Source organism: Candidatus Poriferisodalis sp. (genome assembly GCF_965208925.1).
Classification (GTDB): domain Bacteria; phylum Actinomycetota; class Acidimicrobiia; order Acidimicrobiales; family Poriferisodalaceae; genus Poriferisodalis.
In genome coordinates this window covers 1,592,046-1,611,980 of sequence record NZ_OZ242364.1, presented here as the reverse complement: position 1 = coordinate 1,611,980, position 19,935 = coordinate 1,592,046, and the positions used below count along the sequence as shown (strand labels likewise).

The window sequence follows — 19,935 nt, the reverse complement described above, 5'->3', positions numbered from 1 at the left end:
CGACTTGACGTCGAACAAGAAGCTTGAATCACACGCACGAAGTGCACGGCGAGGGGACCACGAGGCGAAAGAGTGACACCTGACGAGCGGCTGATGGCAATCCACTTCCTCGTAACCGAGGTGCTCGAGCACACCGGCAACGGCTCCGCCGTCACCCGGATAGGCAACGCCGGTGCATGCCTGTGCCCCACGCGATATACAAGTGCAATCCCGATGAATCAGACCCCGACAAGCCGCTCGCGCCGTCGGATCAGGAGGGTTGCAATCGTCTGCGCGACCGAGCACCACTGGACAGCGCTGTGCGGGGTGCCCGAAGCGGACAGCCAACCTCCATCGTGCAGCCCATCAAGTCCTCTGCAAGTCTAAGATCAGCTACTCGGCTTCGAGCGCCTCCAATAGACGCTCGAGTTCATACGCTCTTAGCGTCGCATCCAGGTAATCTTTGTATTGGTTTCGCGCATTGCGGACGAGTTGGCGATAGAGAACATAGCGCCCGTTGATCTCATCCAATCTACGAGTGATGTATTCCCTATCGTTATACTTGTGACTACGATTCACGCGCGGTGCTTGGCCAAGTACAAAGACCACCTCAATAGGCTCATCGCTAGAATCCTGTTGCTCTAGCACAGAGGCAACTCCGCCGTAGTATTTCTGTCCCTGCGCAATCAGCTCATCGATGGTACAAGACTTGCCATAGCGCTTAAGCTCTACAATGACATGGGTGCCAGCAGCCGTCCGATACCGAATATCTATCCGGCCGGTGATTTCATCTCCCCTATCGTCCAATGGGAAGACATCCGGCGCGATATTGTTCAAGCGTTGCTCCATGTAAGTATCTTCAGTGGCGCGTTCCCACGACGGATCCAGAAGCCACAGATTCTTGTACACATGCTCTTGAACCACTCGCTCTAACTCATTGTCGTCTGCGAGGTTGTCAAGCTTTTGTATCGCCTCGACGCGTCCACGGAGAATGTCCGCCCAGAGACTTGCCTCATATTCTTCCTGAGCCCCGAAGAGCTGCAGTAGATGCTCGGCATCGAGTGTGCTCAATCGGTCGAGTTCATCAGATTTCTCCCGCAGTCCAATGCGTGCAAACGCGAGAACACCCGAACGGTAGAGGGAAGCTCGATATGTTCGTTCGTTAGCCTGGTCCAACGTCAAGGCCGCGATAGTGGAGATCATCTTCGTTGCAGGCTCCTGCTGCCAGCCGGGCAGCGAATCGCGCCAAGTTTCTAGCTCCGGGAATTCCTCGAAAGCATCTTTAGATTTGCGCTTGGGGCGTTCAGCATTCCATTGATCCGACGCTGTCTTGAATGCTTCTCGCAGGAATTTGTGTAAGCCTTCTACCCGTGGATCGTCTTCGATCAGACGTTGCCGGTCACTTGTGGCGATGTCGTCCTCGTCCGGGTTATCTGAGTCAAGGTAGTCGGCCTCAATCTGGCCGGTGACGTAATTGCCGAAGACCCGAGAGAAGTCGAGCTTGTCGATGATTCCCTCATGAATTGGGCGCTTGCGCGCCAGCACGATAATGTTCTTGAGCGAACCCACTCCATCCTGATCGGCCAAGTCCGACGGGGTGCGGGCAGTGCCGATCCAGCCCCGCACTCGCCAGTCGTCGCGGCCTTCAACCGTGCAATCATCGAGCACATATTTGTTGACTCCGGCCGGCAAGGCGTGATCTGGTAGTCGCTGCTCGCCAAATTCCCACAGAAACTCAAGTCGCTTCAGATCCTGTCGGTCTTCGAATGTCAGTCGCTCACCATCGATTTCGATCTTGAAGCCACCTTCCTCGGACGGAGTTTGATCAAGCACATCGAATCGCCGAGCAAGCCGCTTACGGAGCGCTGAGGCCGTCAGAGACACACGCTTGCTGGTCAGGCGGTTCAGAACTATTGCCGTACCGCTTCTCGCTGCCTCGCCAGCGAAGGAGTACTCCTCGGGAGCCTCGACTGGCTCAGGGTGATATGGAAGACCCGAGGAAATCCGCTGCTTCAAGTCATCGACAACAATCCTACATCCGGTGCTCTCGCCTACTTTCGTCGTGTAGACGAAAACCTCATCCGCAATCGAGAAAACACTCAGCTTGCCAATGCCTTTGCGACCCATGAATGGACGGTTCCACAGTTTCGAGTGCGTTCCCTCGACACGTCGCTTCTGATACCCAGTGACAAGAAAACGGTCGTTGAGTTCCTGTTGGGTCATCCCACTGCCGTTGTCCACGACAACAACGCTGGATTCGCTGATGTTCCACTCGATCTGCACAAGCGTCGCGTCAGCGTCGTAGGCATTTGCAACCAGTTCGGTGAGAACTGCGGCTGCATTGCTGTAAAGTTTGATGCCGAGTGCCTCTAAGGCACCCATGTCTATGCTCATCGTGAACGGAGACTGATCGGTCATGGATTGCCGGCCCCGATCAGTGTTTCGAGCATAGACCTGCCTATGGCTTCTCCTAACGGTGGCGGGACGGCGTTGCCGATGTGTCTGCCTAGTGTCGTCAACGGCGCAGCCTCGCCATCTGGCACGAACCGGTAATCGTCGGGAAAGCCCTGGAGAATGGCAGCCTCCCGCACGGAGATCGTGCGGTGCTGCTCTGGGTGGCCGAAGCGGCCGGCTCCGAAGTTGTGGAAGTAGGTCGTGATCGTTGGAGATGGCTTGTCCCATTCCATGCGGGCGTAGACGTTCTTGAACGCAGCGCCGCTGGCACGGCGATGACACGGGGCGCGCAGTTGCTCATCCCAGTCGCGCCACGTGCCACCCGGTGTAGATGCTTCCATCCTCTCCCGGTTGCGCGCCGACAGGCCCCGACTGCGGTGCACAGGGTCGGTGTCGTGAGCGCTGCCAGCCTCAATAGCGGGAAGGTTCCCGATTGCCTGCCGGACGGTCGGGGAGGGCTGATCGCTCTGGTCTCCAGCCGGGACTGCGGCGGTGCCGACCCGGGAAGCCACCAGCACGAGGCGGCGGCGATTTTGAGGAAGTCCGTAGTCGGTACACCTGCGGACATCGCTGTCCACGGAGTAGTCGAGGTCTTCGAGCATCGCCACGAATTCGGCGAAAACGGCCTTGCTTTCGATGCGGGGGACGTTCTCAGTCGTGACGAACTCGGGTTGCGTCTCTTCGACCAGGCGGCCGAACTCGTTCAGGAGTTCCCAACGATGATCATTGGACGGGCGGACATCCTTTCGATACGAAGAGAACGGCTGGCACGGTGCGCAACCGGCCAAGAGCCTCGTCGCGCCCTCGGGCCACAGGCTGGACAGGTCCTCAGCCGTGACGTCGCGGACGTCCCGCTCGATGAACTGCGCGCCGCTCACGTTGGCCTCGAAAGGAAACTTGCAGGAACCGTCTACGTCGATGCCTGCTACCACTTCGACCCCGGCGGACGCCAAACCGTACGACAAGCCTCCGATTCCACAGAAGAGGTCAACTGCGGCTATGCCAGCGGAAGAGGCAACTGCATCGCTGCTCGGCACCACCGAACCGTTTGGGTTCGCGTGCGGGTCGTCCGCATCCATCAGAAACCCCCAGGTACCGCGACTCGGTCGCCACCGACCTCGCCTTTCACCCCCAAGGATGCCAGCGGCTCGCTCGATTCGAGCCAACTCGGAGGCGGAACCATTATCTGCTCCATCTCCTTGGGCTCGAACTTGACGAGGCCGCCAGCGTACGCGCGTCCACCCCTCGTGCTGGCTTGTGTACGCAGAGCGCCGGCCAGCCTGCACAGCGCTGCGTCCGATAGCGGCTCGACCGGGTAGAGGCCATGCACGTTGTTGAGGTTCCGAGCCGCGACAAGGTTTCGCACGAACGTTGGCGATCGGCGAGCCATGTATGTAGCCAGGATGGGTGCCGGACTCCGCAGTTTGACCGACCACCACGAGCGTCGATGACGCGCGATGTAGCCGTCGGCAACACCAGCGCTGCACGCAGTCTGGAGAAATGCGTCAACCAGCGCTCGGTCATCCTCGTCGAATACGTCTAAGTCGGCAGGCAGCTCGATGACAGCCCGCAAATCGCGATCTTCGCTGAGAACCGCTGAATCGAGGGCGAAGAGCTCCCATGCCTTAGTCACCGTTGGCCGAAGCACCTCTGCGGGGAGCCGCGGATCGTTCTGATCAGTCACCCACACTGCGTTTGCGCCTGTGGCCGTCCCGCGATGAACCCGGCACAGCTCTCCTAGCGGCACGAACTCGCGTGGCACCGAGACTCGTGGCTCCAGCAGCGACGACCAGCGCGACGTCGAACGCAGTTCTGCACGACCGAATTGCGTGCCCCCACGCAGTCCTCGCAGATCATCGGTCGAAGCAACCTTGCGTATCCGAACCTGGCGCCGTTGCTGGCCGACTTCGAACGCTGTCACGGTTGCCGTCGTCATAGCGTCGGCGAAGGCACGCTCTCGAGCATCCAAGATGTGTACGGACAGACCACCCAAGGGGCCGGTGACCAGTTCGCGCGCTATGTGTCCATAGCCGACATCCAGCCATTCGGACGACGTGACGAACACGCCATAGTCGCCGTCGCGCGCTAAGTGCGCAGTTGCGAGCAGAAAATGCACGTGCAATCCCGAGAGTGCCGACGCCTTCAAGTTCAACTCAGCGGCGCGCCGACGAAGCCAGTCCTTCCATTCCGGTGAGATGCCGTGATGCCGCACGTACGGCGGGTTGCCGATGAACGCCGTCGGGCCGCTCGTCGGCGGCAACTGCACCGCTCGGTAGTCACACATGTGCATCTGCGATCGCCCGTCGAGCCCAAGAACTGTCAGGTTCGCGCGGGCGATTAGTGCAGCCAACGGATCGAGTTCAATTGCCACAAGTTCCGCGTTCGGCAGCGAGAGTCCAGTCGCGCACAGGAAGCGCCCCGAACCAGCGCCTGGGTCAACCACGCGCCCCGGCCGCCTGTAGCTGACCAACCAGTCCGACATCAGTTTCACCAGCACAGTCGGGGTGTACGTCGCGCCCTGTTGACGACGGCGTTCGGCCGAACGCAGTCGCAGGAAGGCCGTGCCCAACGGGTCGCCGCCCGCGTGGACCGCCGCCCGTAGGAAGTCCAGCGCTACCGGCGAATGCACTTCCGACGTAGCACGAAGCAGCGACGCTTCGGCCTCGCTCAGTTCGGCGAGCGCACCGCCACGCGCCAACATCCATGCGGCGGCGCACAGCGCCTGCTCATCGTCGATGCCGACCTCGCCCACATCGGCGATCGACGTCTTGCTCGAACTAGCTGCCATCCCGCCGAATGCTCGCACAATGCACCTCCCGCGCAGCGACGAACGTGCTGCCTATCTGTCACTCGGCATCCTCTAGGAGGGGTGTCACAATTGTTCGTTGCTGCGCGGTGTCGAATGCGACGGCTAGCAGCGATACTCGGCGCTGGATTCAGCGATTACGGCTCCTTTTCGAACGAACAGGCCGGATTGCAGGCACGGCGGGCAACGCCAGGCACAACAGGGCGGAAACATGACAGCTGACGAGCGACTGGCTCTTGTCCGGGCGATCCATGACTCGCCCTTGCGGATTGTGCTGGCGGTCACCGGCGGCGGCATGTTGGCGGTAAGCGACCTGCTGACGATCCCCGGTGGCTCCCGCACGATCCTGGAGGCGTCGGTGCCCTATTCGGTGAGGTCGCTGTACGAGCTGATGGGTTCCGAGCTCGAGCCGCACGTATCCGACGAGGCGGCACTCGCGATGGCTGACGGTTGCCTGGCCCGGGCACAGCACCTGGTCTCGACGCCCAAGCCGGGCACCGAGCCGTGGCCGCTGGCGGGCATCTCCTGCACTGCGGCGCTGGTGACCGACCCGCCTCGACGAGGGCAGGACCGGGCCCACATCGCTGCGGTGAGCGACGCCGGCGTGCGCGTCGCCCGCAAGATCACCTTTGCGACCGCAGATCGGATCGAGCAGGACCGCGAGACCTCCGACGCCGTGCTGACCCTCATCGCCGAGATCGCTGCCGGCTGACGATCGCCGGATGTGATCTGCCGGGCGCGTCCAAGCGCGCAGTCCGGGGCCTTGGACAACCAGTTAGCTGGAGGGCAACTTTGTCTGCCGTCAAAGAATCAGGTAGCTAGTTGTAATGACCACAGAGGTTGTTGACGCGGCTGGCGGGTGTGCCTGCGATGGCGGTGTGGTGTCGGTGGAGATTGTAGGTGTGGACCCAGTTCTGGAGGCGTCGGCGGCGGTCGGGTTCTGAGCGGAATTTGTGGTTGTAGAGGAATTCTTCGGCCATGGTGCGGTTGAACCGTTCGACTTTGCCGTTGGTCTGAGGCCGGTAGGGGCGGGTGAGCCGGTGTTTGGTGCGGTTCTCGGCGAGTGCCTCGGCGAACTTGTCGGACGTGAAGTTCTTGGCGTTGTCGGTCATGACGGCGTCGATGCCGACGTTGAGCCGGTCGAACCAGTCGCGGGCGTTGCGCCAGAACGCCGCCGCGGTGACAGCGCGTTCGTTGTCGTGGGCCTCGACGTAGGCGACGCGGGAGTGATCGTCCACAGCGACATGCAGGTAGGTGTATCCCCGCCGTTTGCGCTTGGCGCGCTTGGCCTTGGCCGAGCCGCGGCCGTGGACGCGCCAGCCCCCGCCGGGGGGCACCTTGGCGACCTTCTTCACGTCGATATGGACCAGCTCGCCCGCATGGGCCTTCTCATAGCGGCGCACCCGCTCACCGGTGGGCCGGTCGATCCAGCTCAGCCGGTTCAGGCCGTGGCGCACCAGCACCCGATGCACCGTCGACGCCGGCACGCCCACCCGCGCGGCCAGCCGCGCCGGGCCGAGCCGCTCCCGGCGCCGCAGCGAGCAGATCCTCTGCTCGACCCGCCCCGGAGTGCGGGCCGGCGAGCTGACGGGCCGGCTCGACCGGTCCTCGAGGCCAGCTCGCCCTTCGGCCTGGTAGCGCTTCACCCACTTGTCCACCGTCTGACGGGCGCAGCCCATCTGAGCCGCCACCGCCGTCTTGGACTGGCCAGCCGCCACCCGCTCCACCATCACCAGCCGAGAATGCGGCGACAGCCTCGGCCGCGGCGCAGCCCGCCGCACCGCCACTGCACTACTGTCGATCACTGAGCCTCCGTTCGCAGACGGGATCCCAACAGACCCCACACTGCCACGGAGGCTCAACTCATCCCAAGACCAGAACCGTCAACAACGTCCATGGGCACTACAGCTAGTTCTCGCCACTTTGCCTGAATCTCGTTACCAAACTCGACCGTCGGCGACGCGGACAAGACTTCCTGCAGGGAACCTCTGTCGATGGTTAGTTGATGCGAACGCTCCAACTGTTCCATCATCCAATCGCCGACCGTCAGGTTCTCATTGTGGTCTTCGACGATGTACTCGCAGATGAACTGCGTCAATCGATCTTCGTTCCAGCGCTGCCATATATTGAACCGATTCTCGCCCAGGCCGAGACCTCGGTCGTTACGTATGAGTATTTTCTGTCCGTCATCGAGCACGACGTACTCGGATAGCTCGACACGGACTGCAGCGCTCGCGCGTCGTGCCTTCACACCGATTTCGACTGCCGGTACAACTTGAGGATTCGACGGAGGCGTACCGGAACGTGATGTCACTAGTTGCGCCAAAGAGGCTTGTGTGCCCGAGTGTGCCACATCGCTTTGGGGTGACGCGTCCGCTTCTGCTTCAACGGCGCCGGCGTGGTCGTCATCACCAGCAAGTTCGCACACGACCAACAACTTCGCTACCGCGTGTGGACCACCGTGCACTCCATCATCCCTGTGTCTCGCCATTTCCAATTAGGAGCCTAGTAACTAACCGAGCAGTCCAAATCCGCACGATGCGTTTCGGTCGGCCCCGCATGAATGTCCCGAAAGCCAGGAACATCAATCTTCACCGACACCACAGAACGCCAACTCTGCCTAACTGACGGTTGATCACACGTGACGTGTAGCGATACACGTTCTTCCGGTCGAGCTTCGCTAGTCCTTGAGCCCTTGGATTCATACCAGCAGTGCGAATAGTCGCGGAAACAGTAGTACGCCTCCAGATCAACTGTCACATACGCAGTATCGGGGCATGCATCAATGGAGTACTCATCCCAGAAGGCTTTGACTGCAACATCGCCAGGTGGGTTACGAGAATCGTGGATGTAGTCGCTGCTGCCATAGATGTGGCAGCCAAGATAGGGCCACGAACCACCCGCTATTCCGGCGCCTCCTCGTGGATTCAACCAGCCGTCCAAGTCGCCGCCGCTGGTCTCCGGCGCTGGAGCTGGCGCTATTCCGGCGACAATGGGTTCGCCGGACGACTTCCCCGATTGACCCACGGCGGGTCCGTCGGCAGCCGATGCAGGTGACACCGTCCAAGCGGCCAACGTCACCGCACTGAGCACGGCCACTCCGCATACGACCCGTAGCTTGAATCTCATTCGCTCTACCTCCATGGCGATGACGGGTCAGCATAACCCATGAAGAGATTGGGTCAACTTCTCCAATTTGATTCACACATGAGGCGCGATGACTCATCGGCGGAGGCATTCTTTGGCCTTCCGCCGATTCTTCGGATGCGATCTGCCGAGTGGGTCTTGGCTCAGCGGAACAGGCCGTCGCCGATGCCCTCGGCGATCTCCTCCGGCGAGTAGCCGGTTTCGGCCCACACCTCGAAGTTGTGCTCCCCCAGGTACGCGGGGCTGAGATGGCGGGGCGTCCAACGCTGGCCGTTCCACAACCCGGCGAATGCGTCGACGGTCCGCTCGCCGAAGACTGCGTGATCGACGGCTTGCCAGAAGGCACGAGCAGCATGCTGGGGATCGTCGGCGAATAGCTGGTGGGAGCTCTGCACCGGCCCCGCCGGCACACCTGCGCCCTGCAGGGCGTCGGCCGCCTCGGCTGCGGTGCGGCCAGCAGCCCACTCCCCCAGCACGACGTCGATCATCGACCTGCGGTCCCGCCGGGCCGCCTCGGTGGCGAGCGAGGGATCGTCCAGCCGGGGATCGGCGAGCAGGCCGACCAGCCCGAGCCACTGCGCCGGCTCGGTCACCGTGACGGCCACGAATCCGTCACCCGTCGCATACACCTCGTTGGGCACATGGTCTGCAATGCCGTCGCGGTTGCCCTCGGGGCTCGGCGGCGACACGCCAGCCGACTGGCGGATGACCGCCGCGCCGATCGAGTAGGTCCCGACTTCGAGCTGCGCCATGTCGATGCGCTGCCCCTCGCCGGTGCGCTCACGGGCATACAGCGCGCCGACGGTAGAGACTGCTGCGGCATAGCCGGCCAGGTGGTCGTTCAGCGAGAAGCCCGGGCCGACGTCGCCGCGATCGGCGAAGTTGGTGAGGTGCGTGATGCCGCACACGGCGTGCACCGTCGGCGCGTACGAGATGACATGCCGCCACGGTCCGTCGTGGCCGCAGCCCGACATCGTCACGTAGACGAGCCGCGGATTCCACTCATGCACGGTTTCCCAGTCGAGTCCCCACGAGTCGAGCACCCCTGCACTGAAGTTCTCGATGAGCACATCGCAGGTCTCGATCAGCCGCCGGGCGGCCGCCAGCGCGTCAGGATGCTTCATGTCCAGCGTGGCGCTGCGCTTGGAGCGGTTCCACACGAAGTAATACGGGAAGTCCGGGGAGTTGACGATGGTGGAGCGCTCCTCGCTCTGGATGCGGATCACATCGGCACCCAGGTCGCCGAGCAGCTTCGTGGCCGACGGCCCGGCCAGCACCCAGGTGAAGTCCGCCACACGGATCCCGTCCAGCGGGCGCCGATCGCCGTCGTTCCCGGTCGACGCTGCTTCAGCCATGCTGCCGGTGTCGCCATTGCGTGCCTCGGTGGGCGGCGCCGCCCACGACGCGAGCACCTCGTCGAGCGGCGTGTCGACACTGGCCGGCGGACTCGGCGGGACTGTCCCTGCTCGGCCGGCGTCGCTCCAGCGAACCAGCCGGCTCGGCACCCGAACCGGGCCGGGCTGGCCAGATGCAGCACGATCTGACACTCGCGAACCGTTCGCTGCCGCCGCGCCGGGCGGCAGGACGTCGGCGAGGAACTCCCGGTGCGCGAACTGCGGGTTGGCGCAGACCTCAGCGATGTCGAGCACCCCGCCGAAGGCCACATGCCGCTCCTGCGCCTCCCACCACACCTCACGCGCATCCTGGGGCCGGATCCACCGCCGCACGGCGTCCATCACCTCGTCCACGCTGAGCAGCAGCTCAGCCGGTTCGAGGCCCAGCCACTTCTCGGCATCGCCGGCCCCGGTGGAGATCATCCACTCCAGCAGCAAGTCCGGCGTCGGAGTGGGCGTGATCATGACGTAACCGCCGTCTCCCCCCGTGCACTCGGCGAGGTCATAGGCACGCAGCCAGTGCAGAGCGCCCTGGCGCGGGGCCACCTTGGGCAGGGGCAGCAGGTCGTCGAAGAAGTACTGCATGAACAGGTTCTCGATGGAACCGGTGACGGTCTCGTGAACGGACAGGTCGACGTGCGCCCCCCGACCTGTCGAGCGTGCTGAGGTCGCCGCGGCGACGCCGGAGGTCGCTGCGACGAAGCCCGCGTAGTTGTACGCCTGACGGCCCCACACGTTGAGCGGCCGGTCAGCCAGGCCCGTGAGCGCCATCATCCCGCCCATGGCGGCGGCCACCAGGTCTGAGCCGAGCCAGTGTGCTCGCGGGCCGGTGCGCCCGAACGGCGTGATCGACACCTGCACCAGTGCTGGGTTGACTGCGCTCATGTCCGCGTAGTCGAGGCCCAACTCGGCCAGCCGGCCAGGGCGTTCGGTCTCGACAATCACGTCGGCCGCAGCAGCCAATCGACGGTACGCCTCTCGACCCTCGGCGGTGCCCAAGTCCAGGCGGCAGCGGCGCTTGCCGCCGTCGTACCACCAGTCGGCAACCCCACCGAGCGCCGCTGAGGCCGGATCTGCCAGCGGCAGGCCCGGCGAGCCCGTGCCCACTCTCACCACATCGGCACCCAACTCGGTCAGCAGCTTCGTCCCGAATCGGCCCTCGTCTCCCGTCAGGTCGACGACACGCAAGCCCGACAGCGCCCCGTGGACCGTCGAGGAGTCCTGACTGTGGGAGCCGGCAGGCGGGTTCATGACGGCTCGAAACTAGCCCCGGCGTGCGCTCCAGCAGATGGCGACGGGCCTTCCGGCCGAAGACGCCGATGACGCAGCCGCCGCGGGCCGCGAGCGCTCAGTCGAACGCGGCTGCCATGAAGTTGCGGTACAGCTGCTCGGCATCAGAGGCGAAGCCCTCCATGCAGCGGTCCGCGTCAGCGGCCAGCGCGTCCAGCGAACCGGGCCCGAGCGTCGACTCAAGGGCCTCTCGGTAGGCGTCGATGGCTCCCCAATTCCGCACCGTGTCGTCCTCCACCTCGACGTGGTATTGCATCGACCAGGCCCGCGGCCCGACCCGCATCGCCTGCACGCGGCACTCCGGCGAGCTGGCGAGCACCACCGCGTCGTCGGGCGGCTGTGCCACCTGCACCGAGTGCCACTGCAGCGCGTGCTGGCGGTCGCTCATCTGGCGGAAGATCGGGTCGTCGCGGCCCTCCGGCGTGAGATCCACGGCCAGCACGCCGATCTCGGGCGGGCGCTGCGGCCCGCACGTGCCGCCCAAGGCGTCGGCCAGCAGCTGATGCCCCAGGCAGAGCCCGAGGAACGGTCGCTGCAGCTCGCGCACCCAGCGGCGGATGGCCCGCTTCTCGGGCACCAGCCAGGGGCAGTCCTCTACGTCCCACACGTCCATCGGGCCGCCCATCACCCACATGGCGTCGAAGTCCTCCAGCGGCGGGATGGGCTCCCCTTCGTCGAGCTCGACGGCGGTCCATTCGACGCCGTCGGCCCGCAGGAAGTCGCGCAGCCGCCCAGGATGCTCGCAGTCGATGTGCTGCAGTACCAGGAGTCGCATCGCCCCCGTTGCTACCACGTCGAGGACGGGGGTCAGTCTGGGGTGGTGCAGAGACCCGCGAGGCTGCTGATCGCGGTGTCGCGGCGGGGCTGGCGCACCTCGTGCTCGTCGTAGCCGTTGGTGGTGTAGCCGAGCGACAGCCCGGTGGCCGGATCGGCCCAGGCCAGCTGCCCGCCGGCGCCGTTGTGCCCGAATGCCATCGGCGACACGGTGCGGCCCAGCCCGCGCATGTTCGACATGCCGTCGTCGCCGGCCAGGAACAGCCCGATCGAACGGTTGGCGGGCATGCCCATCGGGTCAGGCAGGGTGTTGCGCACCTCGCCGGTGCCCGTGGCCAGCATCGCGGGATCCCAGAGTTCGTCGGGGTTGTGGAGCAGGCCCTGGTAGAAGAGCGCCAGATCCACAGCGGTGCCGAAGCCCCCGCCGCCCGGCACGCCCACTTCCCGAACCGAGGGCTCGTTGAAGCGCAGGATCGCCTCGTTGGTGACCTCGGTCATAGGCAGCTCCCGCACGCCGAAGGTCGCCTCGAGCTCGTCGGGCGTCGCCGGCTCGCCCACCAGGATCAGTTCTGCGATGCCGTCCTGGTCGTCGGGCGCCAAGCCCAGCAGCTGGGGCAGTCCCAGCGGCCCGGTGACCCGGTCGTGGACTCCGTCGCGGAAGTCGTTGCCGGTGACTGCGTTGATGATCTCGGCGAGCACCCAGTGCGCCGACGTCGGGTGGTACTCGTAGCGCGTGCCGGGCTCCCAGTTGAGCCGCCAGTTGGCCATGGACACCAGCCGGGACTCCGAGGTGTCCCACTCCGGCGGCTTCAGCGGGGCATGCGGGAAGCCCGAGGTGTGCAGCATCACCTGCTCAACGGTGATCCGGTCCTTGCCGTTCTCGCCGAATGCCGGCACGTAGCCGGCCGCGGTGGCGTCGAGCTCCACCACCCCTTCGCTGATGAGCTGCCACATCGTCGAAGCCACGAATGGCTTGGTGGCCGAGAAGATGCAGTAGCGGGTTTCGTCGGTGGCATCGCCGTAGGTGGCCTGCGCAACGATCTCTCCATCGAAGCCGACCGCCACCTGGCAGCTCGGCAGCAGCCCCGATTCCACCTCGCGCTTGCAGCGGTCGAGCAGCGCGTCGATGCGGGATGGTTGGACAGTGGATGCAGCGTCAGTTGTTGTGCTCACGGCCTTGGCCTAGCACCCGCGGCTACGTTCTCGCTCGCGAACAAGAGCGGGAAGCCCCGGGCCCGAGCGGCCCGTGAGCGAAGCTCACATGAGCGGGAAGCACAGGGGGACACCATGAGCGACAGCATGCCGGCCGACGGCAAGATCGAGTTCGGGCTGGCCATTCGCCGCAGCGACGACATCGCCGGCCAGGCCCAGGAGATCGAAGCGCTCGGCTACGACTACGCCACCACCGGCGAGCACGTCTTCTTTCACGTGCCGACGTCGAACGGGTTCATCTCGCTGGCGGTCGCAGCCGGGGCCACCACCACGCTCAAGCTGATGACGTCCATCACGCTCATCCCGCTCTATCCGGCGGCGCTGTGCGCGAAGCTCGCCGCGTCCCTCGATGTGGCTTCGGGCGGGCGCTTCCATCTCGGCGTGGGCGTGGGCGGCGAGATGCCGTCGGAGTTCGAGGCCTGCGGGGTGCCGGTACGCGAGCGCGGCGCCCGGACCAACGAGGCGCTCGAGATCATGCAGCGGCTGTGGACCGAGGACGACGTCACCTTCGAGGGCCGCTTCAACACGCTGTCCGGCGTGACGCTCGCGCCCAAGCCGGCATCGCCGCCTCCCGTGTGGGTGTCGGGCCGCCAGGACGCCGCGTGGCGGCGGGCGGCACGGTACGGCGACGGCTGGCTGCCGTACATGTACACGCCCGAGCGCCTGGCCGAGTCCAATGAGGCCATCGCCCGCTACCGGGAGGACGCCGGCAACCCCACGCCGGTGACGCCGGGGCTGTTCATCTTCTTCTGCTGCCATCCCGACAACGACACAGCCATCTCCTACGCGGCAGAGCGGCTGTCCAAGCAGTACGCCCAAGATTTCAGCCAACTGGTGCACAAGTACGCCATCGCCGGCGATCCAGATCGCTGCGTGGCGCGCCTGAACGAATACATCGACGCCGGCGCCCGCACGATCGTGCTCAGTGCTGCCTCCCCGATGAGCTATATCGAGCAGAGCGAACGTTTCATGGCCGATGAGGTGCTGCCACGCATCCGCGAGGGGCGGGCCTGATCGCCGAAGGGGACGCCGATGTCCGCAAAGCGATTCTTCGAGACCACGCTGGCAGCGGAGCGCATCGAGGAGCTCAGCGCTTCGGGAGCATGGCCGAACCGGCTGCTCGACGAGCGGATCGACAGGTGGACGGCCGAGCGGGCCGGCGAGCCGGTCATCACCGATCGCTTCGGCACCATGACCTGGGGCCAGCTCGGCACCGAAGTGGACGCTGCCAGCAAGGGCCTGCTGGAGATCGGCGTGCGGCCCGGCACGGTCGTCCAGCTGCAGCTGCCAAATTGGCGCCATTTCGTGGTGACAGCGGTGGCGTGCGACCGCATCGGAGCGGTGGTGAACCCGGTGGCACCGATCTTCCGGCACAACGAGCTCACGGTGATGAGCGATCTCGGACGGCCGATGGTGGTGGTCACCGCCGACAGCTACCGGGGCTTCCAGCTCGCCGAAATGCACGCCGAGCTGCGCGAGCGCTGCGAATGGGTCACCGAGCTGGTGGTGGTGCCCGGCCCCGAAACCCTGCAGTCGGATGCGAGCGGGGACGAATCGTGGCTGCCGGAGGGTGCGATCACCTGGGAGGACCTGATCGAGGAGGGCCGGTTCTCGTCCTACGACCGCGCCGCGGTCGACCTGTGCCGGCCGGGGCCCAACGACGTGTGCGAGATGATGTTCACCTCGGGTACCACGGGCCTGCCTAAGGGCGTCATGCACACCCACAACATCCTGTCGGTGGCCGTCGACGCCTTCCTCGACACGGTGTGCGTGGGGCTCGAGCCGCACCCCGGCGCCGGCGCGCCGCAGGCGTACGTCACCCATATGGCCTCCACCCTGGGCCACCAGACCGGTTACCTCTACGGGATGCGGCTGCCGCTGTACACGGGCGGCCACGTCGTCATGCAGGACGTGTGGGACCCCGCGGAGTTCGTGGGGCTCATCGGCAAGCACCGGATCCAGCTGTCGATGGGTGCGACGCCGTTCCTGGCAGATGTGCTCGACGTCGACGATCTGGCCGGCTACGACCTCTCCTCGTGGCAGCGATTCCTGTGCGCGGGCGCGGCGATCCCTCGCCCGGTGCTCGAACGTGCGCTCGAGCTGTTGCCCGATTGCGTTGTGATGCCGGGCTGGGGCATGACCGAGACCGGCCTGCTGACCGTGGGCCGGCCCAGCGACCCGCTCGAGCGACGGCTCACCGACGGCCGGGCCGTGGACGACAACGAGGTCCGGGTGATCGGCGAGGCCGGCCAGGCCGTGCTGGAGGTCGAGGGCGACCTGCAGTGCCGCGGCAGCGCGCTGTTCGCCGGCTACATGGCCGGGCGGGAGTTCACCGAGCAGTTCTGGACAGACGGCTGGTTCGACACCGGCGACCGTGCGGTCATGAACAGCGACGGCTACATCAGCATCGCAGGACGCACGAAGGACCTGGTGATCCGCGGCGGCGAGAACGTCCCCGTCAAGGAAGTCGAAGATGTCCTGCTGCGGCACCCAGCTGTCGGTGTTGCCGCGATCGTCGCCAAGCCTCATGAACGACTCGGCGAGATCGGCTGTGCGTTCGTTCAACCCATCGGCGAAGCGCCGACGCTGGCTGAGCTCACCGAGTTTCTGAACGACCAACAGGTGACGCGCCAGTTCTGGCCCGAGGAACTCGTCATCGTCGACGAGTTCCCGATGACGCCGAGCGGCAAGATCCAGAAGTACCGGCTGCGCGAACGCTTCAGCTAAGCCGCACAGGCTCGCGTTTCGCCACGGGTGTCGACGGGACTAAGTCGGACAGGTCATCTGAGGCTTCCGTTGCAGGCGACCAAAGACGACGATCCCCGATCTACGCACCAATCTGGGCACCCTATGTGTGCCAGTAGCAAATGGCGTCGTTCGGAGGCAGCTGAATGCAGTGTTGATGAATGACTGCCTCACATGTCCATCCCTTGCGGGAGTGATCTGGATCCCACACGCAGTAGTAGTCGGTATGGGCACCGGCAGGTACGGTCGTGGCCAATAGCGCAAACATGGCAACGAGAATCGCAACGAAAGCACCTCGCAGCCGTTTCAACACACTCCTGCTGTGGCGCTAATTGGGCGCAGGAGGAAGTCCATCGCCCGCCGATACCAGTCTGTCCGACATCTTGCCTCGATTCATTTCGGCCTTCGCTTGGAGCGATGGCCTCATGGCTGAATGAGCAAAACACTACATGATGCCGAGATAATGCGTATATCTACAGATTCCTACACTTGGAGTTCGCCGGGGCTCGGGACAGTCTGCGATGTTTCACGCAGCTCAGCTGGATCGGCGCCATGGCATGCCATATCGGCCCGCATGTCACACCAGGGCCCCACCAGTCAAGGCGCCGAGCGATGCGTGATCGGGATACCGTCGGTTGTGTAGGTAACTCTCGAGTCCCACAGCAACCAGTCGGTGATGCCAAGATCAGCTGCAGCGTCGATCTGAGCGCGAACCTCGTCTGGCCCATACTCGATGGCCAAAGAAAAGTCCTGCAGCCAAGGCACGACCGCCGTGTTGGTGCCGCTGAGCACTCTCTGGAATTGAGCCAACGATGCCCGAGTGATGTCGTAGGGCTGGGCCTCGGGATGGGCCACGCCATACTCGCCTCGGCCCCAGTGAGATGGGTAGACCATCGGCGCCACGTAGTCGACGTGATCGGACATAGCGCCGATGTCCTGCGCCACCCACTCACCCCGGTCGGCTGCAATACCGAACACGGCCACGCCGTGGAACACTTGATGGCTGCGCAGCATCTTCCCTGCTTCGGCCAAGAAACTCACGATGACCGGTGACGGGTCGCCGCCGTCCCAACCGGGAATCCGCATCGCGCTCAGATCGCCTTCAGGACGGCGTATGTAATCCCACATGATGTCGTCGATGCCGGCCGCGGCCGCCTCGGCTGCAATGTCCAAGTTGTACTGGCGCACCACCGAGTTGTTGAAGTTGGTAAAGCCGCCATAGCTCGGCAAGAGACTCCCGTCTGGCGTTTGCAGGACCCAGTCGAGGCTGCCATTCGCGACGGCGTATCGGGCCAGTGCCGGATCTCGGAACGCCACAATGCGCCCGATGACCCGCACGCCCAGTCCGTGCAGCTCGTCGATGGCGTCCCGCAGGTCGTACAGCTCTCTCGACGCACCGGTCAGCTGGGCCAGCCGTACCTCGGTCCGGTGGCCGATGCGACCATCCTCGTCCTTGAGGTCAAGCTGCACTGTGTTGATGCGGCCCTGCTCTATGAGTGAGATGACGTCCGACCGAAGTCCGTCGTGAGCCCAGGCGGCGGCGCTGACGTGAACTCCGGTGGTGTGCGGGTAGCCGATCGGCACGATCACATCGAATTCGGTGCTGTTGCCGGCAGCGTCTGTGGCGATCACCGGGACCGGGCCGCCAGGCGGGCTCGGCAAGGTGAGGCTGAACGTGCCCGATGCCGTGTCGAGTTGCTGATCCCCGATCTGCAGGGACACGCCAGGCTCGACGGAACCGGCCAACACCACCTGCTCGCCCAGTGCCACCGGATCGAAGACCCTGGGCAGTTCCACCTCTGGAGGTGTCCCGTCCACCGTGAACGTGACCACTGCGGTTGCCGTGCCGAAGAAGCGCCGATCGACGTCAAGCGTGACGACGTGCGCGCCTTCGGTCAGTTCCGGCACCGGCCACACGATCCGGTTGTCGTAGCGCTGCACGCCGCTCACCGGGAAGCCGTCGAGCAGCATCTGCGCCGAGGTGACGTCGCCGCCGTCGACGCTGAACTCCAAAACGGTCCCCGCCAGCCTGGCCGGCTGCAGCATCGCACCTTCGTTGATGCCCGAGACGGTGATCTCGGTGACGCGCAACGCGTTCATCGCCACGAAGCCCACGCCGATGGTGGCAGCGATCAGCAAGATCGCGACGACCAGACGCCCGTGACGACGGCGCCTGGGCGGCGGCCCCGCAATGCCGACCACGGCGCGGTCGGCCGCCCGGCGCGCACGCCGGCTCAGACCCGTTGCATAGAGCGGCGCCTCGGGCTTCGGCGGCCGCCACGGATAGCCCCAGCCCTCGGCCGGGTCGGCCGGACCGGCTGTCTCGTGGCCATCGGGGCCGCCGGCAAGGTCGTTTCCGATCAGGGACGGCCCCACTTCATGGCCGTGCCGGGTGAGCGACCAGCGCGCTCCCCGCAGCCCGGGCACGGAGCCGGCCTGCGCCACGATGCCCGATTGCTGCAGCGTGCCGAGCGACATCTGCACCGTCTGGTTGTCCAGCGCCACGGCCGCGCTGATCTCGCCGATCTCGGCCGTTCCCCCTCGGCTGAGCAGCTCGCGCAGAACGCGCCTGTCGGCGGGCGCCAACAATGGCATCGGATCGAGTGTATTGAGGCCGCCAGATGGCCTTCGGTCAGGCGTGCCGCCGATTCAGCTCAGCGATGCCTGGGCCGGATGGCGGGCCGTGACCGTCGTGGTGATGCCGCCTCGCACCAGCCAGCGTGTCTCGACCGTGGCTTGCTTGGGGGCGACGGCCGCTACCAAGTCGTCGAGGATGCGGTTGGTGATGGCTTCGTGATGGACCGGCTCGTCCCGGTAGCTCCACAGGTAGAGCTTGAGCGATTTCAGTTCCACGATGCGGCGATCGGGGATGTACGCGATATCGACCGTGGCGTAATCGGGCTGCCCGGTCACGGGGCACACGCAGGTCAGCTCAGGCGTCGTGCACCGCACCTCGTAGTCGCGGTCCGGGTAGGGGTCGTCGAGCGCGATCAGGTCTCGGGACGGTTCGCTTCCCATGTCGGAACTCCTCGGCTGGCGGGCGCAGGTACCCGTCAGTACGACAGGGTGGCGTGCGGGGTGTTCTCCGCCAACCCGAGCGGCGTCACCGCAACGAATTCGGTGCGCTCGGTGAATTCAGCCAGGTTGCGGGCGTTGGTGTAGCTCATGGCGCTGCGCAGGCCGGCCATCAGCTCTCCGATCAGCTTGCCCGCCTCGCCCCGGTAGGGCACGGTGCCCTCGACGCCCTCCGGCGCCCGCTGCTCGAAGTACTCGTCGTCGACTTCCTCGCCGTGGCGCTCGGCCCGGGCTTCGATGGCTTCGAAGCTGGCCATGCCGCGGATGCGCTTGCGCAGACCGTGCGGGCCCTGCTCGACCTCGCCGGGACTCTCCTTGGTGCCCGCCAGCATGCTGCCGATCATCACGGTCTCCGCACCCACGGCCAGCGCCTTGGCAATGTCGCCCGATGTCCTGATGCCGCCGTCGGCAATGACCGGTACGTCGAACCCGGCCTCAGCCAGTCCGATGACCACGCTGTCGGTCGCGGACAATTGCGGCACCCCCACCCCGGCCACCAGCCTCGTGGTGCAGACCCCACCCGGCCCGACACCCACCTTGATCGCGTCAGCGCCAGCGTCGGCCATGTCGATCGCGCCGTCGATGGTGGCCACGTTGCCGGCGATCACGTCGGTGTCGGCGAAGTGGTCCTTCAGGCGGCGAACCCCGTCGATGGCGTGGTCGGCGTGACCGTGCGCGATGTCGAGCACGAGCACATCGGCTCCTGCCGCTACCAGTGCCTTGGCCCGGTCGCCCATGTCGTGGTCGGTGCCCACGGCGCCGCCAGCAACGAGCGTGCCGTCGGCGGCGTTCTTGATGGCCGTGATCTGGGCTGCCTGCGCGTCGATGGGCATGAACCGGTGGACGATGCCCGCGCCGCCCAGACGGCCCATGGCGATTGCCATTTCGTGCTCGCAAACCGTGTCCATGTTGGCGGCAATCACCGGCAGATCCAGCGGGATATTGCGGGACAGTCGGGTGCGCACAGACACGTGGCTGCGGCTGCGGATCGACGAGCGCTGAGGCACGATCAGCACGTCGTCGAAGGTCAGTCCGGTTCTCAGGTCGCGGAGTTTCATG

General features: G+C 65.1%; 14 protein-coding genes. 3 read left to right on the top strand and 11 right to left on the bottom strand.

Translation table 11 applies throughout. The annotated features are described in order from the left end of the window. Nucleotides 1–372: 372 nt before the first annotated feature. Genes ACOGI5_RS07180 through ACOGI5_RS07170 form a run of 3 tightly spaced genes read right to left on the bottom strand, consistent with a single transcriptional unit; the run spans nucleotide 373 to nucleotide 5,221 of the window. Entirely contained in the window at nucleotides 373–2,373 is a 2,001-nt protein-coding gene (locus ACOGI5_RS07180) for an ATP-binding protein (protein ID WP_419863738.1), read from the bottom strand. Nucleotides 2,374–2,393: 20 nt separating this feature from the next. Continuing rightward, nucleotides 2,394–3,512 carry a DNA cytosine methyltransferase gene (locus tag ACOGI5_RS07175; RefSeq protein ID WP_419863737.1) on the bottom strand — a complete coding sequence of 373 codons (1,119 nt, stop codon included), beginning with the start codon at nucleotides 3,510–3,512 and terminating at the stop codon, nucleotides 2,394–2,396. Beyond that, nucleotides 3,512–5,221, bottom strand: coding sequence for an Eco57I restriction-modification methylase domain-containing protein (locus ACOGI5_RS07170; protein ID WP_419863736.1), 1,710 nt, complete (start codon nucleotides 5,219–5,221; stop codon nucleotides 3,512–3,514). The genes ACOGI5_RS07175 and ACOGI5_RS07170 overlap by 1 nt, the downstream gene beginning before the upstream one ends. A 229-nt stretch (nucleotides 5,222–5,450) precedes the next feature. Here ACOGI5_RS07170 and ACOGI5_RS07165 point away from each other — a divergent pair, with 229 nt between their 5' ends. After that, nucleotides 5,451–5,951: a hypothetical protein gene (locus ACOGI5_RS07165; RefSeq protein ID WP_419863735.1), complete on the top strand. Its 501-nt coding sequence runs from the start codon at nucleotides 5,451–5,453 to the stop codon at nucleotides 5,949–5,951. A gap of 106 nt (nucleotides 5,952–6,057) precedes the next feature. Here the strand turns inward: ACOGI5_RS07165 and ACOGI5_RS07160 are convergent, their stop codons facing one another. The 5 genes from ACOGI5_RS07160 to ACOGI5_RS07140 all read right to left on the bottom strand — a co-directional run bounded on the left by ACOGI5_RS07160 (nucleotide 6,058) and on the right by ACOGI5_RS07140 (nucleotide 13,017). After that, nucleotides 6,058–7,020: an IS481 family transposase gene (locus ACOGI5_RS07160; RefSeq protein ID WP_419865454.1), complete on the bottom strand. Its 963-nt coding sequence runs from the start codon at nucleotides 7,018–7,020 to the stop codon at nucleotides 6,058–6,060. Between the two features lie 77 nt (nucleotides 7,021–7,097). Then, nucleotides 7,098–7,706, bottom strand: a complete 609-nt coding sequence (locus ACOGI5_RS07155; RefSeq protein WP_419863734.1) for a hypothetical protein — start codon at nucleotides 7,704–7,706, stop codon at nucleotides 7,098–7,100. 823 nt (nucleotides 7,707–8,529) lie between these two features. After that, nucleotides 8,530–11,031, bottom strand: coding sequence for a CoA transferase (locus ACOGI5_RS07150; protein ID WP_419863733.1), 2,502 nt, complete (start codon nucleotides 11,029–11,031; stop codon nucleotides 8,530–8,532). A gap of 97 nt (nucleotides 11,032–11,128) precedes the next feature. Next, nucleotides 11,129–11,845 carry a type 1 glutamine amidotransferase gene (locus ACOGI5_RS07145; protein WP_419863732.1) on the bottom strand — a complete coding sequence of 239 codons (717 nt, stop codon included), beginning with the start codon at nucleotides 11,843–11,845 and terminating at the stop codon, nucleotides 11,129–11,131. Nucleotides 11,846–11,877: 32 nt separating this feature from the next. Further along, nucleotides 11,878–13,017 (bottom strand): serine hydrolase domain-containing protein, encoded by a 1,140-nt coding sequence (locus ACOGI5_RS07140; RefSeq protein ID WP_419863731.1) that lies wholly within the window; start codon nucleotides 13,015–13,017, stop codon nucleotides 11,878–11,880. 114 nt (nucleotides 13,018–13,131) lie between these two features. Here ACOGI5_RS07140 and ACOGI5_RS07135 point away from each other — a divergent pair, with 114 nt between their 5' ends. Beyond that, the gene (locus ACOGI5_RS07135; protein WP_419863730.1) at nucleotides 13,132–14,070 is read left to right on the top strand and encodes an LLM class flavin-dependent oxidoreductase; all 939 of its coding nucleotides are present in this window, start codon (nucleotides 13,132–13,134) and stop codon (nucleotides 14,068–14,070) included. A gap of 18 nt (nucleotides 14,071–14,088) precedes the next feature. Then, nucleotides 14,089–15,783: an AMP-binding protein gene (locus tag ACOGI5_RS07130; RefSeq protein WP_419863729.1), complete on the top strand. Its 1,695-nt coding sequence runs from the start codon at nucleotides 14,089–14,091 to the stop codon at nucleotides 15,781–15,783. Nucleotides 15,784–16,398: 615 nt separating this feature from the next. Here ACOGI5_RS07130 and ACOGI5_RS07125 read toward each other — a convergent pair. Genes ACOGI5_RS07125 through guaB form a run of 3 tightly spaced genes read right to left on the bottom strand, consistent with a single transcriptional unit; the run spans nucleotide 16,399 to nucleotide 19,934 of the window. Further along, nucleotides 16,399–18,396, bottom strand: coding sequence for a putative glycoside hydrolase (locus tag ACOGI5_RS07125; RefSeq protein WP_419863728.1), 1,998 nt, complete (start codon nucleotides 18,394–18,396; stop codon nucleotides 16,399–16,401). A 54-nt stretch (nucleotides 18,397–18,450) separates the two neighbouring features. Continuing rightward, nucleotides 18,451–18,819, bottom strand: a complete 369-nt coding sequence (gene queF, locus ACOGI5_RS07120; protein WP_419863727.1) for a preQ(1) synthase — start codon at nucleotides 18,817–18,819, stop codon at nucleotides 18,451–18,453. A 35-nt stretch (nucleotides 18,820–18,854) separates the two neighbouring features. After that, nucleotides 18,855–19,934 (bottom strand): IMP dehydrogenase, encoded by a 1,080-nt coding sequence (gene guaB, locus ACOGI5_RS07115; RefSeq protein ID WP_419863726.1) that lies wholly within the window; start codon nucleotides 19,932–19,934, stop codon nucleotides 18,855–18,857. Nucleotide 19,935: the final 1 nt, after the last annotated feature.